The sequence below is a fragment of the Paenibacillus rubinfantis genome, from assembly GCF_001486505.1.
In the GTDB taxonomy this organism is placed as follows: Bacteria; Bacillota; Bacilli; order Paenibacillales; family Paenibacillaceae; genus Fontibacillus; species Fontibacillus rubinfantis.
Window position 1 is genome coordinate 583,684 of sequence record NZ_LN909066.1, and the last position, 25,830, is coordinate 609,513.

Here is a 25,830-nt window from a genome sequence, read left to right on the forward strand (position 1 = left end):
TATTGGTGAAACCCTTAAGCTTTTTAAGCAAACTGATGATTTTTACGATCGCCGTAAGTACGCTGCCCGTCCTGTTCATCGGTACGTTTTCCTATCTGACTTCGACCCGGGAAATCCAAAAAAACGTCAACCAAAGCCAAATCGAGCTGATTTCCCAAATTAACTCAAATGTAGAGCGTAAGCTGACGACTGTCAACCAGACGTTAAATCAAGTGGTTAACTCGACCGTACTCAAAAAGGCTCTTCAAAACCCGTTAACTGAAAGCGATTTCAAACTATATAACGACCTGCGGAATGAAATCCGAAACATGCAATCCTTCGATACGAAGCTGGAGGATGTCGTCCTGATCAACCTGCAGCAGGACTGGATGGTGAAGAACTCCGGGTTGTACCGGATGAGCGAGTATAAGGACCGCGAGAGGCTTGAACAGCTGATTGATACGCCCAATGATACCTCCTGGATTTTGACTCCGTCCTCCTGGTTCTATAGCGAGGAGAGCGCGGATTCTGCACCTTGCCCTTACAGCATCAGCCTGATTAAGAAGCTGCCGGTCTCCAATCTGCACAAATACGGACTGGCGCTGGCCAATATTCCCGCCTGCAGCCTGCAAGACGTTATGGCGACGGAGAGCCAGACGCCGAACAACGTGATCGTCGTGAATGAGCGCGGGCAAATCCTGATGCACCCCGATACATCGCTGATCGGCCGGCAGTTGGAGGAGACCGGATGGGAAAACACGGCTCTGCTCGCGGATGAGGCCCAGCCTTCCGGGCAGTTTCAGACGTACATCGGCAAGACGGAATATGCCGTCACCTACTTGCGCTCCCAGCTGAACGGATGGATGTATCTCTCGGTCACCTCCATTGGCAGCCTGACCCGGGAAGCGGGTAAAATCGGGCTGTTCACCTTCTATATCTGCCTGCTGATGCTGCTCTTGTCGATCGGGTTGGCCTGGTTTGGTTCGCGCCGGATGTATTCGCCGATCGAACGCCTGTTGAATTTGATCGGACGCCGTAAAACCGATGTTCGCCGGGGGCATGCCGACGAATTTGAACTGATCGGCGAAGAGTATCATCGTCTGTTCCAATCCAAATCACAGCTCGAAACAGAAGTTCGTCAGCATATTCGGCAAGTGCGTGCTTTTTCCCTGATAGAAGCGTTCCAGGGGCGTTACACCAAACGCCAATTGCTTGAGAAGCTTGAACAATACGGTTACCAGGAGCAGATTCACGCTTGGCAAACGATGGCGGTGTTCACCTTGGCCCTCGACTTCACAGATGATCTGGCCTATGCCAAAAAGGATCTCAACCTGCTGCTGTTTGCCGCGCAAAATATCATTGAAGAGTTGCTGGATCCCCAAAGCCGGTTCGCTCCGGTGATCATGGATCAGACGATCGTGACGTTGATCGGAAGCCCTGAGCAGGAGCCCGATGCGTTTCGCCAAGCCGTTTATGCTTGGACGGAGAAGCTGCAGCATGAAATTCACCAGTGTCTAAAGCTTCAATCCAGCATCGGGTTAAGCCTGCCTTTTCAAGACATTCCGAAGTTATCCATCGCTTACCGCGAAGGGATCGAAGCGCTGAAATACCGGATCAAGCTAGGAACCGGTGTGATCATTCAATACGAGAACATCAACTCCGGCAAGCATGTGCTGAACGTCAATTACCCAACGCACAAGGAAAGCGAGCTGCTTGACGCCATCAAGCTGGCGGAAACGGAGAAAGCCAAGGAAGTGAACGCGCGGTTGTTTAACTCCTTGTTTAGCCAGGAACTGACGCCGCAGGAATACCAAATTCCGCTGACCCGCCTGCTCAACAATCTGCTGGTGATGATGCAGGAAGCGGGAATCGCCTTGCATCAGATTCGGCCATCGGGCGGCTCCTTATTTGAGGAGCTGTTGGAGCTGCACACCAAAGCGGAGATCGAAGACTGGTTCTGGACGACGGTGATTCACCCGATGAGCCGTATCTTTAACAACCGACAAAACGCCCAATATCAGAATATCTCGGAGAAAATCATCGATTTGATCCAGCACGAATACGACGCCGATTTGACCTTAGAGGCCTGCGCTGCCCGCCTTCATTATAATGCCAACTATATCAGCAGCATTTTCCGGAAAGAAACGGGTTACTCCTTCAGCGAATACCTCACCATGTACCGGTTCAAAATGGCCAAAACTTGGCTGCGCGAAACAGAGATGCCTGTGAAAGAGATCGCGGCCAAACTCAGGTATAACAACTCGCAAAATTTTATCCGCTCCTTCAGGAAAGTGGAGGGAATGACACCGGGACAGTATCGGGAAACGGCCGGCCCGCCTTCAACCCGAGGGGTTCGTGAATCCATTTAGAAGCATTCATTAAAAATCCTCAAAAAAGTCGAGACGCATCTTATCTCCTGAACTAAAATGAAACTACTTCATGAAGTAATAAGTATAGAAGAGGTGCCGATGGAACCATTTTCATTTATCAATGCGATTCTTTCATATGTGGAAACACGAGTTAAAGGGAAAATCGACTATGATGAATTAACGAAAACAACCGGGTATTCTCTCCCCTATCTTCGTGAGTTATTTGCGTGTCAAATGAATAAATCTCTCTCCCGTTATGTCCTTGAACGCAAAATAGCCAACGCTGCCTTTGAATGCGCTTATACCGACAAATCCTTCCTTCACATCGGGAGCGAATATGGTTTGGACAATCCTGATTCATTTACCCGAGCGTTCCGGAGGATTGTGGGAGTAACCCCAACTGAATTCAGAAAAAGGAAAATCACGGTCAAAAGAACGAGATTGTGTGCTAGCTGCTATGGAATTGAACTGCCTATATTAAATGATCCTTTGACGAGAGGTGGAAACCACATGGAGACCCCCAGACTTGATCAAGATGAAGCTATCCTTTTAGGCGTACCCCAAGTCCAATATGGCCCCGAATCGTTGACGCCGTTTCCGTGCTGTCTGAAAGCATGTGCTAACTATATCGGCATCGACGTCAGTTATGACTATGTGATGGCGGCAAGCGGAGCGGCTTTTCGATTAACGTGGGATGAGACAGGTTGGAATTTAGGAAATGTAGACGCGATCTTCACTTATGATGACCCTGTCCGGGTGTTTCGACAAGGCATTGAAGCTCTCGGCTGTCACTTTCAAATCTTATGGAGAGAGAAAGACACCCCAAAATCAGCGTTTATCTCCTTTATTAAAAATCAGATTAACAAAGGGAACCCTGTGATTGCCCTAGGGATCATCGGTCCGCCAGAGGCTTGCATCATTACGGGATATCGGAACGATGGCGAAACTTTATTAGGATGGAACTTCTTCCAGAACAACTCCGAGTTTAGCGGCAGCATCACGTTTGACGATTCCGGTTATTTCGTTACGGAGCACTGGTGGGACAACCCCGAAACATTGGCTGTCATGTCGCTTGAACCGGGAGACGGCAACAAAGCAAATCTAAATACGATGATCGGTCATGCCGTAGAGGCGATGACAGGACGTAAACACGGCAACTATGCCAAGGGGTTGCTTGCTTATGACGCATGGATGAAGGCTGTCGCTAACGACAAAGATTTCTCTGACGGTTTGGTATTACCCCTCCTGGCCGAGAGACTGTTCACGCATGACGATGCCATCGATTGTCTTCTCGACGGAAGATATCAAGCTGCCGTGTTCCTGAACAAAGCCGCCGAGCAATACCCTGAGCACAAATCGCTTTTTGAGCAAGCCGCCAAACACTTCATGGCTGTCTATGAACTCCACGCCAAGCTATTTGAGGTTCTAGGGGGCTGGGAACGCGGAGAGGCTCAAATGCATCAGTTTGCCCAATCGGATGTGCGAAGACAAACTGTGCAGTTGATTCACCAGGCCAAGGAAAGTGACGAAAAGGCTTACGCTATCCTGAAGCAATTGGCGGAGGTAGTGTAAGGCGTCTATTTGGAGCGACCTTCCAGCTGGCAGCGGTGACAACTCTCGCTGTCCGAGGCTTTTGGTGATTATCCCGTATAATCAGGAAGGGAGATAGGAGGCACAGCTCTCCCATCTCCCTTCCTTTTTCCCTGACCAAAGGGGATAATCATGTAAAGCGGCGTGTAAAGGTACTGCTTCTCAGCGATCGTCGTGCGGACGGTTCCCCGGTCCACCAAACGTTTGTTAGTATATCTTCTAAGATACATGTCCGTCCGTAAGTTCGCACATTCGTGTTAGAACCTCGCTTACTGCAGCGGAATCGAAACATACTCTTCATACCCTGCTTCGGTATTGGGGCTCCCTTTTGAGGAGGCCTTATCCCTGGATTCGATATAAAATTGCATGATCTCAAAAGCAACCTCAACCTGTCCCCGGTTCTCCTCACATGTTAGCTTGTGGACCTCCGGAGGCAGCAGTTCAGGACAACCGCTCGTACAGAGGACGGTCAGTTCCAGCTCCAGCTCTCGAGAGGCGTTCGCCACGAACATCCCTACAAACTCGTTTATCACGATTCCGCAGCCCCCTTGAAACCGCGCCAGAAACTCGGGCAGTTGGTCCACATGATCGGCGGTCAGCACAAAAATCGAGTCCTCTTCAAGTTGTGCTTCATCAACAATCGTCTTTATCGTACCTTCGTTGGTGAGATCGTCCAGCACCAGAAAGCGCCGTCCGTTTCTACCCGCCGATTGCTCCCTCCATAAGGTGAACGCCTGTCGGTAATCCATCACAACCTTATGGAACAGCGGATCGTCGATATGGGTGTCGAGCAGCACGATCGGTACTCCGAAGCTGAAGTGGATGGAGATATCCCGAAATAGATCCTGCTTTACACCGACCAACAGCACCCCATCCACCTCCCGTTGCCGGATGATTTCCGGATTTGGCCGTTCGGCGTCCATCCCCAGCACGAGCAGGTGATAACCTGCTTGCTTGCAGAGCGCTTCCACCCGTTCGGCCAGCCTCCCATCATACAGCTGCTTCCATAACCCATCCTGCTCGCTGCGGCTGAACAGCAAAGCCACCATGCCGGACTTCCCCCGGACCAGCGAACGGGCCGCAAGACTGGGGATATAATTCAGCTTATTTGCGGCTTCCAACACGCGGCAGCGCGTTTCTTCCGAAATTTTCTGGTTATCCACGTTATTCAAAATATAGCTGACCGTCGCCACCGAAACCTTCGCTTCACGGGCGATGTCCTTCATCGTTGCTTTTTTCACATCCAACACCTCATCGATTCACTAACACTCTGATAGGATGATACCATATCCCGGATGGCAAACGCTCATCCCTTTTTCTCAAATGGGTCATCCTCCCACTCTTCTACGATGAAATGCAAGCGAACCGGCTCGGAGGTGTCGAAGCGGCGGCTCGTTTCCCTTCGCTCATGGAAGCCAAAGCCCCGCGAGACCTTCACTTCAAACCCCAGATCTCTGGGCAGCAAAAAGCTTCCCTGATAAAACCCGTCCCGGACTTTCGGGATTTCGAATCCCGCATGGATTCGGGCATCCGCCGGGGTCGACGGAGGAACAGTCACGCTGATTTCAATCTGAACGTGATCGGATAGCTCCGGGATGACCTCAATGCGCATCGAATCGGCAAGACCGCCAAAGTTCACCGCTATTTCGGCCTCTCCTTCCGCTAACGGAACGATCAAGCCGTCGGAACCAACCCCCAGCACTTCCGGAGGGGCCACCGTATACTCCGCCTGGAGTAAGCTTATTTCGAAGCCCGTGTCATAGGTCACCTTCGGATATAACCAAACCCGGTGTCCTTGCAGCCCCACTCGCCCTCTCCCGGCTAGCTTCAAGCTGCGAGGGTGTCCGATCTCGCCAAACAGATACAGCAGCGGGTTGTGCAGCCGTTTTGCCCAATCCGTCTGAGCATGGCCGGCCTCCTCATCAAGCAAAAACATCAAATCCTCGCCGGGCGTAAAGCCGCTTGCGATGAGTTCATCTACAAATATCCGGACTTGACGAGGCATGATAAGCCCTTCCGCCCCGCCGATATCAACCCAAACGCGTAATCCTGGCGGTTTTACTGGGTAGGAGTGGTATAATTTTTGTTCGTAAACTGGTTCTTGCTTACTCGTACCATCCTCTGGCTCATTTACCACCGTCTGCACCAGGAAAGGCGATAGGATCGCCACTTGGCCAAATACGTCCGGCCGGCGAAACGCTATATGATACGAGACAAGTCCCCCCGCGGACGAACCGATCATCGCCGTATGCTCCCGATCGGGCAAAGTACGAAACTTGTTGTCGATCATCGGCTTCAGCTCCTCGATGAGAAACCTTTCGTACAACTCCCCCTTGCAGGTTGTATGGAAAGCTTCTCGAACCCCTGGATGATCATGAAAATATTCCGCAGCCCGTTGATCCGAAATGGACGAAACCGCTACGATGATCACTTCATTCATCCGGCCTTCCCGGCTTAGCCGCTCCGCCGTTTGGTGCATCTCCCACGAATCCCCCTTCGCGTCGGATGCAAACATATGCTGTCCATCTTGCGCATATAACACCGGGTAACGACGGTTCTTCGCTTTCTCATAAGAAGGGGGTAAATAGACATAAACCTCCCGCGAAATGTCCAAAAGCTTAGAATACACGTTAGCAAGCGTGATGATTTTCGCTCCCATTCGTAATCATCCCCTCGACAGATTTTTTAGCTTAAACGTTTAATGATTATAACTTATACGTTTAAGTTAAATCGATACCAAGCGATTTGTCAACGCGATCCCCTGCAAAAATGAACAAAAAAAAGAGCTCCCGATTCACCATTAGGTAAATCAAGAGCTCTTCTTCGTGAACATCGATGCGGTCGAGAGGACTCGAACCTCCACGGGGGGTTAGCCCACACGGACCTGAACCGTGCGCGTCTGCCAATTCCGCCACGACCGCATATTGAGTATCGTACAAAAATTGCTTTTTGCAGCGACAAGATAAATCTTACCACGTCCAGCATAGAGAAGTCAATGCAAAACTTTCAAGGAACGCGCTTGATTAAAAACAGGAAGCTGGGGTATGATAGGAACATAAGTTCGTATAAAGAGGTGTTGACTTATGGCCGTTCCCGGCATCAAGGAAGAGGAACTGGCGCTGATTAAGAGTGCGCTGCTGCTTGGTTTTTTGCAAAAGGTATTTCAGCGGGACGCCCGAATTCTCGAACAAAGCGGACTGCTGAAGAGCCCCGAGGCCTACGTTGAGCTGATTCACGGCGGCGAGCACCGTGTGGCGCTGGTCCTTTCGGAAATTCACGGCAAGTTTCGTGAGCGGAATATCCAAATTGAACGAATCCACCAGGACGAGAACGGCATCCAAGCGGAATACCGCTGCCGGGGATATCGCGGGAAGATGCGGATCTTGTGGGCCGGCCTGCAGCGAGAGGTGTCCTCCCGGATGCGCGCTTACTTGAACGGAAGCGCCCCAGCGCCGGGTCCGTCCCGGAGGGAACGCACGGAAAAAGGGAACCTCAAGGCCCAATCCCTTCCTTAAGGTTCCCTTCTCTGGGAAAGTTTATTGAACAGGCGGGACAGTCAAAGCCTCCTGCACCCGGGTAACTCCTTGGGATAACGCGTTCCCGGCTAAGGCAGCCGAAGCGACGGCGACCGTCTCGAGTATTTCCGCATCGCTTGCCCCTTTGGACCTTGCCTCTTCAGCATGGTAGAACGTACAAATTTCGTTGTTCGTCGATAGGGCGATCCCAAGGGCGATCAACTGCTTCGTCTTGGCATCCAGCGAACCGTCCGAGAGGCTTTCCCCGGTAAACGAATGGTACGCATCCGTCACCTTTGGCAGGGCTTCCCCAAATCGGTTAATTTCGTCTTTATAAGCTCTTATCTTCTCGCTGACCAGCGGCATGCGAAACATCCTTTCGTGGCATTTATATATGCACTTATACGATGTCCCGCCCGGTCAAAAATATGCTTAATCCACCGGCGAAATCCTAGGCTCTTTCGCAGGCTGGTAAATGTAGTTACGATCCAGCTTGACCACGTTGCGGTTGGGTCTGCGGATTAACACATGCGCGTCGTCCCAAGCCACCACGATCCCCCGCACGTCGTTCTCCGGAATGCCGTCGCGAACGACGCGTACTTTTTCGCCGGACAGCCGGTATTGGTCTAATGTTTCGTCCGAGATCATCGGATCCCCACCTCCTGGGATTCATTATACAATAGTTGCGGTTCTCGTCCATCTTTCGGATCACATGTCATACAGAAAAAGCCCCGCCGGAGAACCGGCGGGACTTCGATGACAATGGAATGCTTCAAACAACCGGTGCGGTACCGGATATCCATCAGGCCGCTCGCGGGTCTTGCTCGTTAACCGATTATCGGGAAGCGTGCTCCCGGCTGTCATTCGTTTCGAACCAGAAATCAAGCACTTTCGCCGACATGACTCTTTGTTCCAAATACCCTACTTGTTGCGGACTGAACTGTTCCTTCCAGGGCACATCGAGCTCTTGGCACAGCCCGGCTATCGTCAACAATTGCGACCATGCTACATAGCGTTTGTACCAGAAAAACTGAGGATGTTCAAGCATATAGGGATAAAGGTCATCAAACTCGGTATGTTTGCAATCCAGGGCACGTTCAAAAGTTACCTTCGCTTCGGACAATTTCGAAAGAAAAAACTCCGCGTCTACTGCCAATTCTTTCCCCATTCTTTAAGCCTCCTCTCCCTAGTAATCCTCATTATAGCGAAAAAAAGGGGGCCTGCAAAGGATTAACCGAAATTTGGCTGCATTTTCTTCGCCTATTTGTCCCTAGTCGGCAAACGTAATTTGTCCGCCCTCCAGCGAGGCGATACGCGCCAGCGTCTCGAGCCGAATCCCTTGCTCGCGAATGGCCTGGGCCCCGGGCTGGAAGCACTTCTCGATCACAATCCCTGCTCCCACCAGTTCCGCGCCGGATCGGGCGATAATTTTGATTAAGCCTCGCGCTGCATCGCCGTTGGCGATAATGTCATCGATAAACAACACCCGGTCGTTCTCCCCAAGAAAATCACGCGATACCAAGATGTCCGTTACGATGCCTTTTGTAAACGAGGGAACCCGTTCACACAGCATGTCCGGCTCGGCCAACAGCGTTTTCTTCCGACGCGCAAATACGAGCGGCACGCCCAGCTCATAAGCGGTAGCAAACGCCACGGCGATTCCCGACGACTCCACCGTAATGACGCGGGTGACGCCTTGATCGCTGAACCGTTTGGCAAACTCCTTGCCCATCTGCATCGTTAGCTGCGGATCCACCTGATGGTTTAGCAATCCGTCCAGCTTCAGCACTTGCTCCGAGACGATAACCCCTTGCTCCACAATCTTTTGTTTTAACAACTCCATATCATTTTCCTCCAAAGCTCATGATCTATAAATTTGGGGACGACCGTTCAATAAAGGTCCAAAAAGGTGGGTTTCGAGTGCCGAGAAGGTTGGATGAAGCTAGGGACTGAGTAGCACAGCGTAGCTGGAAGCTACGTGAGCAACGGAAGGCCCGGCTGAATTCAAGATTCGACGTCGAATAAGCTCCATAGCATCTACTCCGTAATCGAAAGACGACTTTTTGGACGACCTTATTAGGTTTAAGTCATGTCCCGTTCTTGGACAACATACCTTGTACTATATATAGCACAAGAACCGGGGGGAAAACCATGAAAAATGCCGTAAAAGTTCTGCAGATCGCTTTCACCTATATCGGCACGGTCGTGGGCGCCGGTTTCGCGACAGGACAGGAGATTCTGCAGTTTTTCACCCGGTACGGCAAATGGGGCGTGTTGACGATCCTTTTGTCGACGCTGCTCTTCGTATGGCTCGGAACCAAAATGATGCTGCTTGCTCGCGACATCAAAGCTGCTTCTTACGAGGACTTGAACCGCCGCCTGTTCGGTGAACGGATCGGCAGGGCGCTTAGTTTGTTTACCTTAATTGTGCTGATCGGTGTGAATAGTGTGATGTTAGCGGGGGCCGGCTCCGTGTTTATGGAACACTTGGGGCTTCATTATCAGACAGGCCTATGGATCACCTTGATTTGTACCTATCTGCTGTTAGGCCGGGGAATCAACGGGGTGTTGCAGTTGAACTCCATCGTTGTGCCAATGATGCTGATCCTCTCGCTCGCTATCATTACGAATACCGCCGGTACGCCGGGTGCCACTCGCTTCTTGACGCTGGAGACGGATACTGCGCTGATCGCGGCCTGGGCATCGCCGCTGATGTATTCAGCCTTCAACCTTTCCATGGCCCAAGCGGTGCTTGTGCCGATCGGCAGCCATACCGAAAGCCGTCGCGTCATTGTCTTAGGCGGTATTCTCGGCGGGCTAGGCGTTGGTTTTATGTTAATGGCGGGGCATTTTGCCTTGTCCGCTTATATGCCGGGGATCGTGCAATACGAAATCCCGATGGGCAGCATTGCCCAGCAGCTGGGTACAACCATTCAGCTGATTTATGTCCTACTTATTTTCATGGAGATCTTCAGCACCTTCGTCGCCGATGTGTATGGCGTTACCCTCCAGTTGCAGCAGCGGATCAAAGTCCCGCCAATGTTGATTTCCGTCACGATTCTGTGCATCTGTTATATCACCAGCCAATTCGGCTTCAGTTCCTTGCTGTCCGTACTGTATCCTGTGTTTGGCCTGTTTAGTTTGTTGTGGGCGCTGATGCTGGGAATGTATCGACGAAAAGAGACCCCCGGGGGCTAAGCCCCGGGGGTTCTAGGCGTTTGCCGCCTTTGTTGACTTGTCGTCGCCTACATCCGGACGATGTTTGCAGCCGGCAATAGTTTTTGGACATGCCGGACGACATGCTCATGGCACGTCATCATCAAAATCTGCTGGCGATCTGCAACCGTCCGCAGTACCGACAAAGCGCCTTCCAGGCGGCCTTCGTCAAAATTGACGAACAGGTCATCCAGCAATAGCGGCAGCGGAGTTTGCCCCGATACCGCTTCGGATAAAGCCAACCGCATCGACAGATACAACTGCTCCGCCGTCCCTCGGCTAAGGAGCGAGCTTTCGAGCGGCCCCAGTTCCGCATGCTCGGCCATCAGCTCCTGGGTGCCCATTTTCATGACGATCCGCCGGTAGGTGCCGCCGGTCATTTCCGCGAAGTAACCGGACGCTGCTTGCAGCACCGCCGGCTGGCGCTCCTCCTCATAAACCCGGCGCGCGCGACCGATCAGCTCGTGGCACACGGCCATAACCGCATACTGGTCGAAACGATCACGCAGGGCCGCCCGCTGCTCCTCGAGCTGCTGCACCAGATCGTCCCGCTGACAACGGGCAGCTAAACTTTCCTGCTCCTGCAGCAATCGTCCTCGTTTCTCTTGCAGTTGCCCCAGCAGCGCTTCCGCTTGCCGTAAATCCTGCTCCGACTGTTCTAGTCGCTCCCGAAGCTCCGATTCCTCCGTCGTTTGCAGGATCTCCTCCAGCTCGTTCCGCTTCACTTCATCCAATCCAGCGAACAGCATCAGCTCCACTTGGCGCAGCTCACGCTCCAAAGCCTCACGCCGCTCACATGCGGCGTCCAGGCGCAACAGCTCCTCGCCGTCTGCGGCATCGGCTTCGGCAAGCAGCGCTTGTTCCGATTCAAGCATCTGCTGCAGGCGGTCGTCCAAGCGCCGCCCTTCCTCCTCCAGCGGGAACAGCTGAGCGGATAGCTGGTCCTGCCGACTTTTCATATCGAGCGCGCTATCCAGCTGAGCTAAAGCCGCTCGCAGAACCGCAGCGGCCTGGTTGGGAGAAGCATGGTCTCCATAAGCCAAGCACTCCTGTTCAAACCGCTCGTTCTCCGCACGCAGCGCAGCCATCTTGGCTGCCAAACCCTCCACGCGAGCTAGCCACTCCCGGCCTTGTTCTGCCAGGCGGAACACATCTGACGCCGCTTCCGGGGATAGATCAGGGGATAAGCTTCGCTCGCTTAGCCACGCTTCCCATTCCCCGGCCAACTCGTCAAAGGCAGCTTCGCGCCGGGACAACTCCCGCCCCGCGGCCGCAAGCTCGTCCCGGACGGCGGCGGCCTGACCGAGGGCTTCCGCCAACTGCGCCGCCAGCCGCTCCAGCTCCTCCAGCACGTCGTTGTACCGCGGCAACAGCGCCTTGGCCGTCTCGGCCTCGCGCTCCAGCCGCTCCACCGCCTGAAGGAGCTGGGCGATTTCCTGCGTCCGCCCGCGCGGCCGATACAGCTTGTCCATTTCCTGGACCAAGCGTTTCTCCCCGCGCAGCACCGCAGCCCCGCCGCCGATCCCGGCGTGGAACAAGTAGCGGCTCAGCTCCTCCGACTGCAACGCCCCTACTTCCTGCAGCTCGGTTAGCGTTACGGCGAACAACTGCTTAAACATCGCCTTGGACAACCCGCCGAGCAGCTCCCGCTGCATCTCCTCCTGCGATACTTCCTGCACTTCCCCGCGCACGTCGCTGCGCGTGATTCGCAGCCGGTCGCCGCGCGTACCGGGCAAATTGAGCCCCTCCGGCGGCTGCGCGTAGCGCTCGATCATCCAGCGCGTCCCGTCGTCGCCCAGGATCGTCAGCGCCCCACCGTGCGCGCCGCCCCGCAGCGGTTCATACCGCTCCGCCGCCTGCGCCCGGGTCGGGATGCCGAACAGCATCGCCCGGACAAAGCCAAGCAGCGTGCTTTTTCCCGCCTCATTGGGACCGTACAGCACCGTGACCTGACCGGGCAACTCCACGTCCAGCCCGTTCAGTCGGCCAAAGCCGCTGATTTGCATCCGTTCCAGCTTCATGAAGCACCTCCCCCTTCCCGCAACGATGGCGGCGATGGGGACGATAGCGGCGTATCCTCATGAAGCATGGACGCCGCCAGTTCCTCGGCTCGGCGCACCAGCTCCTGTTTGGCTTCCGGGTTCAACCCCTGCAACAAACGCCGCAGCTGACGGTTGTCCGAGAGCGATGCCAGCGCGGTATCTACCAGCTCCTCCACCTGTTCGGAGGCAGCCGACGTCCGCTTAGCCAACCGAAAAAGCTCACCTAAGAAGCTGTCCTCCGCCAACACCCCCTCGCGGTCCAGCTCCATGCGGGTTTCCAGCTTGAACCCCGCCAGCCAAACGATGCCTTCGCCCAGCCCTAGACGCTCCACATCGGAAGAACCCAGGCCCGCAGCCTCGAAGCGCGCGATTTCCTTACGCCGCAGCTCCTGCAACAGCTCGGCCACTTCCGCCCCCGACTGAAGCAGCCCGTGCAGCGGCCCGCGCCCGATAAAGGTAAACCGAGCCACCGTAATGCGGCCGGGTTCGGCTTCCCTCAGTTCGTCCAGCCGCTCTTCCAAGCTCATCTTCAACGCCTCTTCCGTAGCGATCCCGTCGATCGTCAGACGGCTCTCCAGCCACAGCACCTGATCGAGACGCCGAAACGATAACTCGGCCTCCCCGTTCTCCGCCACTTCCACTAGATAACAGCCCTTTGGGCCGGTCTCCTTCAAACTGCGGCCTTGAATGTTGCCGGGGTACACAACCCACGGCGACTCGCAAAGAATCTCTCGTTTATGGATATGACCTAGCGCCCAGTAGTCATACCCCGACGCCTGAAGATCGCGAAGCGAGCACGGCGCGTAAGCGTCATGCCCCTCCTGGCCGTCCACATTGCCATGCAGCAACCCAATATGGTAAAGCGCCGAGCCCGGCTCTCGCCGATACTGTAAAGCCAAGTTGTCATGCACCGCAGGGGTCGGATAGGACACCCCGGTCAGCACCGCCACCGGCTCTCCGTCGCTGCGCCTTACGGCCGTCACGCTTTCCGCTTGGGAGCCAAACTCGTAAACATGTCCGGGCAGCGCCAACCGGAGCCTCCGGCTGGACAAGGGGTCATGGTTGCCCCGAATCAGATACACCGGAATGCCGTGCTCCCCCAGCTTGTCCCAGCCCTCACGTAGGCGCAGCTGCGCGCGTAGTGAAGAGTCCGAAGCGTCGTAAATATCGCCGCTGATAACGACGAAATCGACGGCTTCCTCGATCGCCACCTTGATCAACTGGTCAAATGCGGCGAAGGTAGATTCCCGCAATAACCCGCGCAGCCGATCCGGCACGCCGGACATGCCCGAGAAGGGGGTATCCAGATGCAAATCGGCTGCGTGAAGAAATCGAAAAGCTTTCATCCGAGCAACAACTCTTTCCTTATTTGAATTGCAGGTACAACTTTTTCAGCTCATGCACAACCCGGTTCAGCGAGTATTGGGCTTTGGCCTTCTCCGACCCGCTGCGGGCCAGTTGGTAACGGTAATCCGGATCCACGATCACTTTCTCAAGCGCCATAGCCAAGGCTTCGGCGTCTTCCGGCGGCACCAGCAGTCCGTTTACACCGTCCTCGATCTGCTCGGCGATTCCGCCAACCTGAGTTCCCACAAGCGCAAGGCTGCAGAGCGCGGCTTCGGCAAACACGGAGCCAAATGCTTCCGCCCGAGACGGCAGTACAAAAATATCGAAGAAGGGCATAAATTCCTCCGGATGCAGCGTGTACCCGTAAAAAATCGTCTCATCGTAAATCCCCAATCGCTGAGCCAGTTGCTCCAACTCCTGGCGGATCGGGCCGTCGCCGATAATGTGGAGCACATAGTTGTGGCCGCGCTTTTTCAGCTCCGCGCAGGCATGCAGCAGCATATCCAGCCCTTTGGCCGGCACAAGGCGGCAGACGGTAACCAGCTGGGCGACTTCATTGTCATGGGGAATCGGCTTAAACCGCTTCTCGTCAAACCCGTTGGGAATTACGCCGATAGCCGCGGGATCACTTACGTACGGCGCCAAATAATCGGCAAAAGATTGCGATACGGTATACAGCCGGTCAGCACGATGCTCCAGCTCGCGGTACAACGAGGTCAGGAATCGGTGCTCGGGCCCGTTCTCCCGGATGCGGCCGTTCAAAATGAGCTCTTTTTCATAACTGGAGTGAATGCTTTGGATCACCGGGGTCTGCGGAAAAACTTCCTTCATCGCCAGCCCCGCGATCGGATGATGGGCATGAATGAGATCAAATGGCTGCTTCAACCGCAGCTTGGTCCACCATAAGTAGTCGCGATAGGTTTGCACGTATTTTTGCACAATGGGGCTGTCCCCGTATTGCTGCCAATCAAAAGTATGGAAAATAACGGGATCGCTCCCCTTTGAACGGATCCGTTTCGGCAGAGAAAACAACTCCATCTCCCAATGAGGAGGATTAAACCGTTCTTGCAGGTACGGAATCATCGACGAGACGCCACCGGGCTGTTCCGGCGGAAAAAATAAAGCCTGCAGCAGTTTCATTGAGGTTCTCCTTTGCATGTCGTTTACGATTTTGCGAAAAGTCCGCTTCTTTTTCCATTATGCCATAGGCAGGAAGGAACATCCATTCCCCTTTTGAGAATAAAAAGCGATATGTTAAACTTCTGAGGTACAGATGAGGTACAGATGAACTGGCCTCCGATGGCGTTTTTCTTATTCGGAAGGAGCAACAAAGCATGACCATTCCAACCCTGCCTGCCGCTTACCTTGAAGCGGTGACAGCCCTGCTCGGCCCGGCCGAAGCGGAGGCGTTTCTGGCGAGCTATGACGCGCCTCGTGCTTATGGATTAAGACTGAACACGTTAAAAATCAACCCAGCCTCTTCGGCAGCAGATCAGCTGGCGGAGCGGTTCGCTTTGCGTCCGGTGCCTTGGTGCGGGACGGGCTATTATTACGAGGAATCGACCCGGCCGGGCAAACATCCCTACCATGCTGCCGGACTCTATTATATTCAGGAGCCGTCGGCGATGTCCGCCGTGGAGCTGCTGGACCCCAAGCCCGGTCAAACGGTGCTGGATCTAGCGGCTGCTCCCGGCGGCAAAACAACCCAAATCGCCGCAAAAATGGCCGGACAAGGCCTGCTGATTAGCAACGAGATCCACCCGCAGCGCGCGCGCATTCTGGCGGAGAACGTAGAGCGGCTGGGCATCCGCAACGCCGTCGTGACGCAAGCGGCACCGCCCGCGCTGTCGGCCCGTTTCCCGCTCGCTTTTGACCGGATCATGCTGGATGCCCCTTGCTCGGGGGAAGGGATGTTCCGGAAGGATCCCGAGGCGATTCGCGAGTGGTCGCCGGAGGCGGTGGAGCTCTGCGCCGCCCGGCAGTGGGACATCCTGCAGGACGCGGTAACGATGCTGAAGCCCGGCGGACGGCTTGCCTACTCCACCTGCACGTTTAACCGTCGCGAGAACGAAGACACGATCGCCCGTTTGCTGGCAACGTATCCGTTCCTGCGGCTGATTGCTGAGAAGCGGATCTGGCCGCAGCGTGAACAGGGGGAAGGCCATTACGTCGCCCTGATTGAACGGGATAATGAGGAAAAGAGCGGCGCGACAGCCACCATCCCAGCCAGTCGACTCCCCCACACCGGACGCGCCGGACGCGAGCGGGAATACGGACGCGGCGGACGCGGCGGACGCTCCGGCCAAGCGGAACGCAGCGCCGCGGCGGCTTTGGACAGCTTCCGCGCCTGGGCGGCGGACGAGCTGCCCGCCATCGCGCTTCCTGCTGGCGGCACCCCGCTCCTGTTCGGCGAGGCGCTGTATCTGCTGCCGGCTAGCGGCGGCTTGGCGCTGACGCCGGACCACCTGACCGGCCTGAAAGTCCCGCGCGCCGGGCTGCACCTCGGCGACGTCCGCAAAGGCCGGTTCGAACCCGCCCATGCGCTGGCTATGGCGCTCAGCGCAGCCGAAGCCGCCCCGCGTCTGTGGACGCTGGGCGAGGATTCGCCTCTCGCCGCCGCTTACCTGCGCGGCGAGACGCTGGAGGTGCCCGCCGACTTGCGCGGCTGGCACCTGGTGACCCTCGTCTGCGGCGAGGGTCAGTACCCGCNCTTGGCGCTGACGCCGGACCACCTGACCGGCCTGAAAGTCCCGCGCGCCGGGCTGCACCTCGGCGACGTCCGCAAAGGCCGGTTCGAACCCGCCCATGCGCTGGCTATGGCGCTCAGCGCAGCCGAAGCCGCCCCGCGTCTGTGGACGCTGGGCGAGGATTCGCCTCTCGCCGCCGCTTACCTGCGCGGCGAGACGCTGGAGGTGCCCGCCGACTTGCGCGGCTGGCACCTGGTGACCCTCGTCTGCGGCGAGGGTCAGTACCCGCTTGGCTGGGGCAAAGCCAGCGGCGGACAGCTGAAAAACCACCTGCCCAAAGGCCTGCGGCATTAATATCCCGCCCAATCTGCCAAATTTGGACATTCGTCCAGTCCGCGCCCTCCCAAGCGGCATACAATACACTATCTCGTGATCAACGGGAAACCTATCCTGACGCAAGGGAGGAATAACAATGGGTGAAATCTACGGAGGAGGCTTCACTTCGACGGGAGCTATTTTGGTGCTGTTCATCTTGCTCGTTATCGTTTCCCGTACCCTTCTGGTTTAATGTCATAACAGGCCTGCAGTAAGCGGCTGGGATCCCCTGCGGATTCCGCCGCTCTTTTTTATGTCACCCTTGACAGGGAAAACCGATTCATGGAATAATACGATCAACTAATTAAACAATTATCGAATTAGTGAGGGATAAATATGCAGTTGGATCGGTTGGTCAATTTTCATAAAGCGGTAGGCGATGTGACCCGCATCCGCATCATCGCATTGCTACAGAACGGCCCTTTGCACGGCCAGGCGCTCGCCGGGAAACTTGGCGTTACGCCGCCGACAATTACGCATCATATGACCAAGCTAAGGGAAGCCGATTTGGTATATGAACGCCGCGATAAGAATACGATTTATTTTTATCTGAACGAAAAAAGCCTCACCCTCCAAGCCCAAGCGATCCTGAAAATCGGCAAAGCGCTCCCGGAGGCTGAGGACAAACACGAGGAAGCGGCACGTAAAGCTGCGATTCAAGATAACTTCTTCTACAGGGACGGCACCCTAAAGCATCTGCCTGCCCAACGCAAGAAGAAGCTGATCGTGCTTGAACGCTTGATCAAAGGCCTGGAGCCGCACCGCAAGTATACGGAGAAAGAAATCAACGAATACATTCGGAACTTCCACGAAGATTACGCTACGATCCGCCGCGAGTTTATCATGAACCATTTTATGTACCGGGAAAATGATATCTACGAGCTGAATCCGCCGGAGCTCTGGGGCAAGAGCTCCTCCTGATCGGACCTTAGCCTAATCCCGCTAAGCAACGAGGCCTCATGCTTGCCTGGTTGCTCTTTTTTCACCCATCAAATTAGATGTTTGTTTAATTAGATAGATATGTTATTTCTTTTATGATAAGGAGTTGTCTACAGAGATGAATTCCCTGCAGGTTTTGCGCCAGGAACGTTCTTACCGCCGTCTGTTTGCCGCCGGGCTGGTCAACGGCATCGGTGACCGTTTTAGCCAAGTTGCCGTTCTCGGCTTGCTTTTGTCGCTAACTGGCTCGGGCCTGGCCATCGGCATCACCTTTGCAGTCCGCCTATTTCCGTACTTCGTCTTCGGGCCGCTGGGCGGGCTGCTCGCCGACCGCTTTTCCAAAAAAACGATCATGCTCATCACCGACGCCGTTCGGCTGTTCTTTGCGTTAACGCCGCTCCTGGTTCGCGATTCCGGCGACGTCTGGATCATCTATGTGAGCGCGTTTGCCTTGTCCGCTGGGGAAGCCATCTACGCCCCGTCCCGTATGTCGCTGATTCCCCGGCTCGTCCACCGGAAAAACCTGCTCACGGTGAACAGCCTGGAACAGGCGATGGTTGGCTTCGTGCTGATCGGCGGCTCTGTTACAGGCGGTATCCTTGCCGCCGCTGTGGGCGGGCAGGTGTCCTTCGTGCTTAACGCCTTATCCTTCCTGGTGTCCGGCGTGCTGCTCCTTCGGCTAGATCTCGCCGGACGACCGGCAGATGCCGAGGGGACAGCCGTTGAGTTGACACCAACGCAAACACCGTCACCGGCGCGCGCGCTCCGCCAAACCAGCGTACTCCGCCAACTGATCACCCAATCCTTCTTTCTGCAGATCATGCTGATCGTCTTCGCCGTTTGGCCGATTGGGGATGGAATCTTTAACGTGCTGATCAGCGTCTACGCCGCCGAAGTGTTCCATATGGGTGATATCGGAATCGGGCTGCTATATGGGGCGCTGGGGGCCGGGATGCTGATCGGTTCGGGTCTCGCCGGCAAAATGGCCCGTCATATGCGGACAGCTGCCGTCCTTGCCCTGGGGCTCGAAGGGATCTTTCAAGTGCTCAGCAGCCAATCGCCTTCGTTCCTCCTGCTCGTGTTGCTGCTGGCCGTATCCGCAGTCATCACCAGCGTCGGCAACGCCTGCAACGAAACGGTCCTAATGCAACTGATTCCAGACGAATGGCGGGGCCGGTTCTTCGGCGGCCTCACCACCTTGCAAAATACCGTGATGGGCGTCGCCATGCTCGTTTCCGGGTTTCTGTTGGAAGCCGTGACGCCCAGAACCTTGGGGCTTGCCGGCGGAACATTCCTTGCCCTGCTAGGCTTTGCCCTTAGCCTTACCTGGCTGCTGCACCGCGTAAAGGCTGTCCGCTCTCAGACCCCCGCCGAGCCGTCCCGCATCACGTTGGACTGACTCTTTTTAAGACAGCAAAAAAGCCGAGCCCCTTTTTAGGGTTCGGCTTATTGGGCTTTTATCTCTTAACGGAGCTGCGATTCCAAAACGTATTTTTCTAAGGCAAGCTTTACGCCTTCCTCGTTATTCGTGGCCGTCACAGCATTAGCTGCCGCTTTCACCTCAAGCGGGGAATTGTCCATCGCGACACCTAACCCCGCATAGGTAAGCATCGTTAAGTCGTTATAATAATTCCCGATCGCCATCACGTTTTCGGCCGGGATTCCGCGCTTTTCGGCCAGCTTCTGCAAGGCCGCCCCTTTCGACGCCTCTTTATGCATCAAATCGATGAAAAAATCACCGCTGCGCAGCATATTAAACTCCTGCGTCCACTGGCTCCAATCTGCATACACGCGATCCAGCTGGTCCATTTCGCCGGCGGCGGTAAACTTAACAATCGGCTTGCTAAAATCCGCCCAGCCCGGCATATCCTCCGGCTCCATCAGGAATTGGTGGTACATGTCCAGCGCCTCCTTGGTGAGCCCTGCCGCATTTTCCACATACAGCGCAAACGTCGTATTCACGTCAAAATGGACGTTGTTCTTCCGGCAATATTCCATATACGGCTCCAATCCGTGCGGATTTAATGCGAACTCATGAACGATTTCCTCCGTTCGCACGTCCACCGTCGCCGCTCCGTTATGACAAATGACGTAGCCTTCCAGTCCAAGCTCCCGCATATAAGGAATCGAGCTCCGCGGCGCGCGGCCCGTGCACAACACGAACTCCGTGCCTTGCTCCGCGATGGCCCGGATCGTTTCGATCGTTCCCGGCGTCAGCACGTGGTCATCCGTGAGTAGCGTGCCGTCTACATCTAAAGCGATCAGTTTGTATTTCATTTGTTGGTGTTCTCCTTTCTGTCTCAACCCTCCCCATCCCTCCCTTACCGTAAGGGAGGGGGCCCGAGGGCCTGCTGCCCTCTGGTCTCCCGCAAAGGGGAGGAACGTGGGAGGCACAGAGGCGCTCCTGCACACTCTCCCCTTTGGGGAATCGCTTAGGTTGGCTCGTGGAACGCTTTTCCCCCTTCGGGTACGTCTTACTTTAAGCGCTCCCGGGTCACCTGGAAACCGTGCTGCTCAACTCTGCTTCGGTCGGCGCACCCGGGCTGACCTCCGTGCTCTGAGCCGCTTGTCGCCCTTCGGGCACGCTCTACTTGAGGCGCTCCTGCCTGCCACTGACGAAAACTGCAACGTGAGGGCTCTTTTTCCTTCAACTCCGTGCCAGTAAGCGCTCTCCCTTTGGGATTCGCTCACTCTTGTGCGAACCGCTGGTTTGTTCTGGGCTACTACGTGCTTCTTGGCCTCATGCCTGCTAACCCAACGCTCTCCCTTCGGGATTTGCTCACTCTTGCACAAACCGCTGGCTTGTTCTGGGCTACTACGTGCTTCTTGGCCTCATGTCTGCTGACCCAACGCTCTCCCTTCGGGATTTGCTTACGGTAGAACAATGCGTTAATTACTACTTTTGACGACACCTGGACTTTTGTACGTACGCAGCGACTCCAGTTCGGACTCGGTCAGCTCGCGGAAAGCGCCAAGCGGCAAGCTCTCGTCGAGGACGAGCGGGCCCATCGACAGGCGCTTCAGGTAAGTGACCCGCGAGCCAACGGATTCGAACATCCGCTTGACCTGATGGAACTTCCCCTCCGAGATGGTCAGTTTGATCCGCGAGATGCGGGTTCCATCTGCTTCGGCGCCGTGCTCCAGCACGTTCAGGCTGGCGGGTAAGGTGACGTAGCCGTCGTCCAGCTCAACGCCGTCCCGGAACCGGGCGGCTTCCTCGTCGCCGACATGGCCGAGGACAACGGCCTCGTACGTTTTGGGGACGTGCTTACGCGGGGATAGCAGATCATGCGCCAACTGGCCGTCGTTGGTCAACAGCAGCAGACCCTCCGTGTCTTTGTCCAGCCGTCCCACAGGGAACGGCGAGAACACTCGGAAATCGTCCGGGAGCAGATCCAAGACGGTTTTTTCCCGCGCATCCTCGGTGGCCGAAATGACGCCGGGTGGCTTATGCAACATCAAATATACGAACTCACGATAAAAGATCCGCTCCCCATCCAGCTCCACCACATCGGCCACGGGATCGCATTGAAGGCCGCTGTCCTTGACAACCGTACCGTTTATCGCAACCTGGCCTTGTTTGACGTATTTTTTGATCTCCGATCGGGTCCCATACCCGAGATGACCCAGGATTTTATCTAAGCGTTGCGTTTTCTTGCCGGTGCTCATGTTACGTCCACCTCCAGCCAGCGGGATATTCATTCTTCAACAACCCATCCTGCCATTTCCCCCAGCCCAGCGAATAGCCGTCCACTGTGACCAATACGTATCCTTTCGGGTTTACGTCCTCCCGGCAGCGAATTCGCTCCGCTTCGACCTGCAGGGTTTCTCCTTTTAGATACCGGACCGCCTCGCCGTCCGAAGCGGCCAAATCCAAGACCCGAGCCGCCTCCACTGGAGACAACGCTGTCGCTAAAGGTTGTCCGGGCGTCAATCGCCCGTTCTTTACGGTCCCGACGTACCAACCGGGGCGCACGACCTTTAAGCCGTCCAGCCGCTCTTTAGCCAACGGGGACAGGTAGACGTTGCCGCCAAATAGCAGCGGTTCCCCCGGCAGCTCCGCCGCCTGAAGCTGTTCCTGGGCAAAAACGCGCCAGCTCTCCAGGATCTCCTGCTCGTTTACGGCTTTCGGATCCCGTCCAGCGCCGGAGCGAGACCGCGATGTCTGATGACGGGCATCCCGTTTCCCGCGAGATCCCCCGTCCCTTTCCGTAGGGGAGTTATCCAAGACTTCGGCCAACTCCCAGGGCCGGGCCGTTCCTTCCCCCTGCCGCTCCAGCACGGCGAGAAAATGCCCCTCGCCCTCCACCTTATGCGGCCATAGACGGCCGCAGCCAGCGGTTTGCGCCCCGACTTCCGGCGGATAGCTCCGGCCTTCCCCTCGCTCGGCCAACCACGTCAGCCACTCCGGCCGTCCGGGGGAGATGCAGGAATCGGGCTCCAGCGGTACCACCCGGAACTCCGGATGCTCCAATAGGAACTCGGCAATGCTCGCTTCATTCTCTTCCGGCGCAAACGTGCAAGTGGAGTACACAATTCTCCCGCCCGGCGCCAGCAAAGCCGCCGCCGATTTCAAGATCTCCCGCTGCATGCCGGCATATTTTTGCACCCATTCCGGTTCCCAGAGCCGGGCCATATCCTCATCCTTCCGGAACATACCTTCGCCGGAGCAAGGTGCATCGATCAGGATTTTATCAAAAAAATACGGAAACGCCCGCGCGATCCGCTCCGGCGACTCCGCCAGCACGACTGCGTTGCGTACGCCGTAAAGCTCGATATTTTTGGCCAAAGCTTTGGTCCGCTCCACGTTAATATCGTTGGTTACCAGCATCCCGCTGCCCTGCAGCTTCGCCGCGATTTGCGTCGACTTCCCGCCCGGGGCCGCGCAGAGATCAAGTACCCGCTCCCCGGGGGTTACGTCCAGCAGCTCCACCGGCGCCATGGCGCTTGGCTCTTGGATGTAATACAACCCGGCATGATAATACGGGTGTTTGCCCGGTTTCACTTGGTCCTCGACGTAGTATCCCGTTGGGCACCAAGGAATCGGCCGCAATTCAAACGGCACGGCTTCCCTGAATGCAGCAGGATCGATTTTCAGCGTATTGACGCGAATTCCCGCAAACCGGGGATTGTCATAAGAAGCCACAAAAGCCGCATACTCCTCTTGTCCCAACAGCTCCTGCATACGCTCCAAAAAAACCTTTGGTGGTTGTACCGCCATGCCTGTCCCATCCATTCTTTTATTTCTGGTAGTATGATCGCTTCCGATCGCAACTTATCGCAAAACGCCCGTCTCCCTGCACCGGGGGACGGGCCGATTTCAGCCTTACTGTTGGTTTTTTCGTAGCGCGAGCTTCTGCTCCCGTTCCTCATGCTTTTCTCCCCGTTGCGGCGTCCGCCGCTGCGGGAGATTTGGAGCCATCTGCTCCGAAGCCGCCTCTACCGTACGGATTAGCTCCGGATCCCGCAAACGGATCGTTAGATCGTAGTAAGCAAAAGCCTGCTCTTTCCCCTCCGCTATCGCACTCAGGTACTCTTCGGTTTCCCGGCGCAGCTTGCCAAGGTCAATTCCCAGAGTCTGCTCCGAATACGGTGACAAACGCTCCAAGGCCGAACGCAGCATTTTCCGCCCCCCGGACAAATTACCGCGCCGCGCATGGAACAAGCCAACGGCGATCTGCAGCAGTCCTTTATACAGCGGATCATGCCCTCGCGCCAGCCACAGCTCCTCTAGAACCTCGTGGCACTCGAAGTAGTCACGATCCCGATTGAAGTATACTAGATACGCCACAAACAGCGGCTCATAGCTCATCCCCGGGCTCCTCCACTTTTTTATGCTGCTTGATGAGGTTTTTCACTTCGCCCATCAGCTGCTTTAACCCCTCGAAGTCCTTCGCCTCCCATAGCCGGTTAAACCGCTCCTGGGCTTCAATCGCTTCCGATACCAAGTGGTAAAAATAAAGCTGATGGATCGACGCAAGCACCGAGGATACGATATTGGAGTCATCCTCGAAGCTCTTCTGCGCGACCAGAATCTCCTGGCGAATGCTGGACATTTCGTTGTCGAGTACGAATGCGGCTTCAGCGGCTTTCTTGAGCCGGCCTCGCATCTCTTCCGGCAGGCTTTCCCGGTATTTGTAATTCAGGGAATGCTCGATGGTCGCCCAAAAATTCATCGCCAGCGTGCGAATTTGAATTTCGGCCAGCACTTGTTTTTGGCCAAGCGCCGTTTGTACAGGATATTCCACGATCATATGAAAGCTGCGATACCCGCTGTCTTTATAATTGGTAATATAGTCTTTCTCATAAAGGACTTTCAGATCCTTACGCATGCGGATATATTCCGCCACCCGGCGGATATCCTCCACGAATTGACACATAATCCGGATGCCGGCGATATCCTCAATCCCGGTCTCCAGATTCTCCAAAGATACGTTTAACCGTTTCGCCTTATCGAGGATGCTGGATATTTTCTTGACCCGTCCAGTCACGAATTCGATCGGTGCATACTCTTCGCGTTTCTTCAGTTCGGAGCGCATCGTCTTAAATTTGACCTTTAGCTCCTCTACGGCTTGTTCATATGGAAGCAAAAATGTTCCCCAATCTCTACTGTCCATCCTTATGCCTCCTGTCTTCAGTCCCCCGGCTTGGCTTTAAGCCGGCCCGCTTATCGGTGGTCCGCCCCAACCGCCTCGGAAATATGGCGATAGCCGTCCCGCCGCAGCAGCTCGCGCAGCCCGCGATGCAGCTTGCGGTTGATTTCCGGGCCTTCGTAGATCAGCGCGGTATAAATTTCAACCAGGCTGGCGCCAGCCTTGATTTTGGCGTAGGCATCTTCCGCCGTAAAAATCCCGCCCGAGCCGATAATCGGCAAGCGGCCGCCCGTTTGGCGATAGACGCGGGAAATGATCTCCGTTGACCGCTCGCGTAGCGGCTTGCCGCTTAGGCCACCGGCTTCCAGAGCGTTCTTGTGCGTCAGCCCCTCCCGGGACAACGTCGTATTCGTAGCGATCAAACCGGACACCCCGCTACTTTGAATCGTGTCGACCATAAACTCCAGCTCGTCAAAGCTGACGTCCGGCGCTATTTTGACCAGTACCGCCTTCGATTTGCCGTGCCGCTCCGCCTCTTCCGCCATCCGGTCCGTCACAGCGGTCAGCAGCGAAGCCAGCTCGTTGCCATGCTGCAATTTACGCAGGTCCGGGGTATTTGGTGAACTGATGTTCACAACGAAAAAATCAGCGTATTCGTATAAAGCCGAAATGCATTTTTCATAATCGCGGTAGGCTTCTTCGTTTGGTGTTGTTTTGTTCTTGCCGATGTTGACGGCGATCGGAATCGGACGGTGCTTCAGCGCTCGCAAGCGCTTCGCCATCTCCTCTGTCCCGCGGTTATTAAATCCCATCCGGTTGATCAGCGCCTCCTCAGGTGGCAGGCGAAATAACCGGGGTCGGTCGTTGCCGGGTTGCCCCAGCGGCGTTACCGTGCCCACTTCCATGAAGCCGAATCCGATCGCGGAAAAACCCGGTACCGCGTCGGCGTTTTTATCAAGACCGGCGGCTAATCCCACCGGGGAAGGAAAATGAATTCCAAATAAGTTCGTCGCCAGCTCCGGTGTTTCCGGCACGCCGTACATCCCGCGTAAGAGAGGAATCATTCCAGGAACGGCAGCGGCAGTATGTAATCCATCGATAACGAGATGATGGGCATTCTCCGGATCCATCCGGAAGAACACCGGCTTTCCCAATGCGCGATACAACACGTTTTACAG

Annotated in this window: 23 protein-coding genes and 1 tRNA gene; 8 read left to right on the forward strand and 16 right to left on the reverse strand. The window is 55.6% G+C overall.

Annotated elements, in window-relative coordinates; translation table 11 throughout:
* The first annotated feature begins 5 nt into the window (after positions 1-5).
* Positions 6-2,348, forward strand: coding sequence for an AraC family transcriptional regulator (locus BN3277_RS20185; protein ID WP_059045826.1), 2,343 nt, complete (start codon positions 6-8; stop codon positions 2,346-2,348).
* 99 nt (positions 2,349-2,447) lie between these two features.
* A complete protein-coding gene (locus BN3277_RS20195) occupies positions 2,448-3,920 on the forward strand; it encodes a helix-turn-helix transcriptional regulator (RefSeq protein WP_198342964.1) in 1,473 nt (490 codons plus the stop codon).
* Between the two features lie 287 nt (positions 3,921-4,207).
* Here the strand turns inward: BN3277_RS20195 and BN3277_RS20200 are convergent, their stop codons facing one another.
* From BN3277_RS20200 to BN3277_RS20210, 3 genes are all read right to left on the reverse strand, one after another.
* Positions 4,208-5,179 (reverse strand): LacI family DNA-binding transcriptional regulator, encoded by a 972-nt coding sequence (locus tag BN3277_RS20200; RefSeq protein ID WP_059045828.1) that lies wholly within the window; start codon positions 5,177-5,179, stop codon positions 4,208-4,210.
* A 65-nt stretch (positions 5,180-5,244) separates the two neighbouring features.
* On the reverse strand, positions 5,245-6,597 hold the full coding sequence (locus BN3277_RS20205; protein ID WP_059045830.1) for an alpha/beta hydrolase: 1,353 nt from the start codon (positions 6,595-6,597) through the stop codon (positions 5,245-5,247).
* A 177-nt stretch (positions 6,598-6,774) separates the two neighbouring features.
* Positions 6,775-6,859: transfer RNA gene (locus BN3277_RS20210), tRNA-Leu, on the reverse strand.
* 162 nt (positions 6,860-7,021) lie between these two features.
* Between BN3277_RS20210 and BN3277_RS20215 the strand changes: the two genes are divergently transcribed.
* On the forward strand, positions 7,022-7,453 hold the full coding sequence (locus BN3277_RS20215) for a YhjD family protein (RefSeq protein WP_059045833.1): 432 nt from the start codon (positions 7,022-7,024) through the stop codon (positions 7,451-7,453).
* 21 nt (positions 7,454-7,474) lie between these two features.
* Here the strand turns inward: BN3277_RS20215 and BN3277_RS20220 are convergent, their stop codons facing one another.
* The 4 genes from BN3277_RS20220 to BN3277_RS20235 all read right to left on the reverse strand — a co-directional run bounded on the left by BN3277_RS20220 (position 7,475) and on the right by BN3277_RS20235 (position 9,296).
* Positions 7,475-7,819, reverse strand: a complete 345-nt coding sequence (locus BN3277_RS20220; protein WP_059045835.1) for a carboxymuconolactone decarboxylase family protein — start codon at positions 7,817-7,819, stop codon at positions 7,475-7,477.
* A 66-nt stretch (positions 7,820-7,885) separates the two neighbouring features.
* On the reverse strand, positions 7,886-8,101 hold the full coding sequence (locus BN3277_RS20225; RefSeq protein WP_059045837.1) for a hypothetical protein: 216 nt from the start codon (positions 8,099-8,101) through the stop codon (positions 7,886-7,888).
* Positions 8,102-8,288: 187 nt separating this feature from the next.
* Positions 8,289-8,621 (reverse strand): hypothetical protein, encoded by a 333-nt coding sequence (locus BN3277_RS20230; protein ID WP_009222820.1) that lies wholly within the window; start codon positions 8,619-8,621, stop codon positions 8,289-8,291.
* 102 nt (positions 8,622-8,723) lie between these two features.
* Positions 8,724-9,296 (reverse strand): xanthine phosphoribosyltransferase, encoded by a 573-nt coding sequence (locus BN3277_RS20235; protein WP_059045840.1) that lies wholly within the window; start codon positions 9,294-9,296, stop codon positions 8,724-8,726.
* 308 nt (positions 9,297-9,604) lie between these two features.
* On the opposite strand from BN3277_RS20235, the gene BN3277_RS20240 reads away from it, so the two are divergent.
* A complete protein-coding gene (locus BN3277_RS20240) occupies positions 9,605-10,651 on the forward strand; it encodes a YkvI family membrane protein (protein ID WP_059045842.1) in 1,047 nt (348 codons plus the stop codon).
* 47 nt (positions 10,652-10,698) lie between these two features.
* Here BN3277_RS20240 and BN3277_RS20245 read toward each other — a convergent pair whose 3' ends face one another.
* The 3 genes from BN3277_RS20245 to BN3277_RS20255 are packed head-to-tail and all read right to left on the reverse strand — an operon-like array spanning position 10,699 to position 15,198.
* Positions 10,699-12,690 (reverse strand): ATP-binding protein, encoded by a 1,992-nt coding sequence (locus BN3277_RS20245; protein ID WP_059045845.1) that lies wholly within the window; start codon positions 12,688-12,690, stop codon positions 10,699-10,701.
* Positions 12,687-14,057, reverse strand: coding sequence for a metallophosphoesterase family protein (locus BN3277_RS20250; protein WP_059045847.1), 1,371 nt, complete (start codon positions 14,055-14,057; stop codon positions 12,687-12,689). The genes BN3277_RS20245 and BN3277_RS20250 overlap by 4 nt, the downstream gene beginning before the upstream one ends.
* Positions 14,058-14,076: 19 nt before the next feature.
* On the reverse strand, positions 14,077-15,198 hold the full coding sequence (locus BN3277_RS20255) for a glycosyltransferase family 4 protein (protein ID WP_059045850.1): 1,122 nt from the start codon (positions 15,196-15,198) through the stop codon (positions 14,077-14,079).
* 194 nt (positions 15,199-15,392) lie between these two features.
* Between BN3277_RS20255 and BN3277_RS20260 the strand changes: the two genes are divergently transcribed.
* The 4 genes from BN3277_RS20260 to BN3277_RS20270 all read left to right on the forward strand — a co-directional run bounded on the left by BN3277_RS20260 (position 15,393) and on the right by BN3277_RS20270 (position 19,458).
* Positions 15,393-17,099, forward strand: a complete 1,707-nt coding sequence (locus tag BN3277_RS20260) for an RsmF rRNA methyltransferase first C-terminal domain-containing protein (protein WP_082691540.1) — start codon at positions 15,393-15,395, stop codon at positions 17,097-17,099.
* A gap of 118 nt (positions 17,100-17,217) precedes the next feature.
* On the forward strand, positions 17,218-17,313 hold the full coding sequence (locus BN3277_RS25840; RefSeq protein ID WP_193415011.1) for a sporulation protein YjcZ: 96 nt from the start codon (positions 17,218-17,220) through the stop codon (positions 17,311-17,313).
* Between the two features lie 143 nt (positions 17,314-17,456).
* On the forward strand, positions 17,457-18,041 hold the full coding sequence (locus BN3277_RS20265; RefSeq protein ID WP_059045852.1) for a DUF2087 domain-containing protein: 585 nt from the start codon (positions 17,457-17,459) through the stop codon (positions 18,039-18,041).
* A gap of 136 nt (positions 18,042-18,177) precedes the next feature.
* Positions 18,178-19,458, forward strand: coding sequence for an MFS transporter (locus BN3277_RS20270; RefSeq protein ID WP_059045854.1), 1,281 nt, complete (start codon positions 18,178-18,180; stop codon positions 19,456-19,458).
* Between the two features lie 65 nt (positions 19,459-19,523).
* Here BN3277_RS20270 and BN3277_RS20275 read toward each other — a convergent pair whose 3' ends face one another.
* From BN3277_RS20275 to BN3277_RS20300, 6 genes are all read right to left on the reverse strand, one after another.
* Positions 19,524-20,336 (reverse strand): Cof-type HAD-IIB family hydrolase, encoded by an 813-nt coding sequence (locus BN3277_RS20275; protein ID WP_059045856.1) that lies wholly within the window; start codon positions 20,334-20,336, stop codon positions 19,524-19,526.
* A gap of 612 nt (positions 20,337-20,948) precedes the next feature.
* Entirely contained in the window at positions 20,949-21,728 is a 780-nt protein-coding gene (locus tag BN3277_RS20280; protein ID WP_059045858.1) for a pseudouridine synthase, read from the reverse strand.
* Between the two features lies 1 nt (position 21,729).
* Positions 21,730-23,280: an RsmB/NOP family class I SAM-dependent RNA methyltransferase gene (locus BN3277_RS20285; RefSeq protein ID WP_059045860.1), complete on the reverse strand. Its 1,551-nt coding sequence runs from the start codon at positions 23,278-23,280 to the stop codon at positions 21,730-21,732.
* Positions 23,281-23,385: 105 nt separating this feature from the next.
* A complete protein-coding gene (locus BN3277_RS20290; protein ID WP_059045862.1) occupies positions 23,386-23,871 on the reverse strand; it encodes a DUF309 domain-containing protein in 486 nt (161 codons plus the stop codon).
* Complete coding sequence (locus BN3277_RS20295; protein ID WP_059045863.1) at positions 23,861-24,676, reverse strand: GTP diphosphokinase; 816 nt, start codon at positions 24,674-24,676, stop codon at positions 23,861-23,863. Before BN3277_RS20295 ends, BN3277_RS20290 begins: the two co-directional genes overlap by 11 nt.
* Positions 24,677-24,726: 50 nt before the next feature.
* Entirely contained in the window at positions 24,727-25,821 is a 1,095-nt protein-coding gene (locus BN3277_RS20300) for a quinone-dependent dihydroorotate dehydrogenase (RefSeq protein WP_059045865.1), read from the reverse strand.
* Between the last annotated feature and the right edge of the window lie 9 nt (positions 25,822-25,830).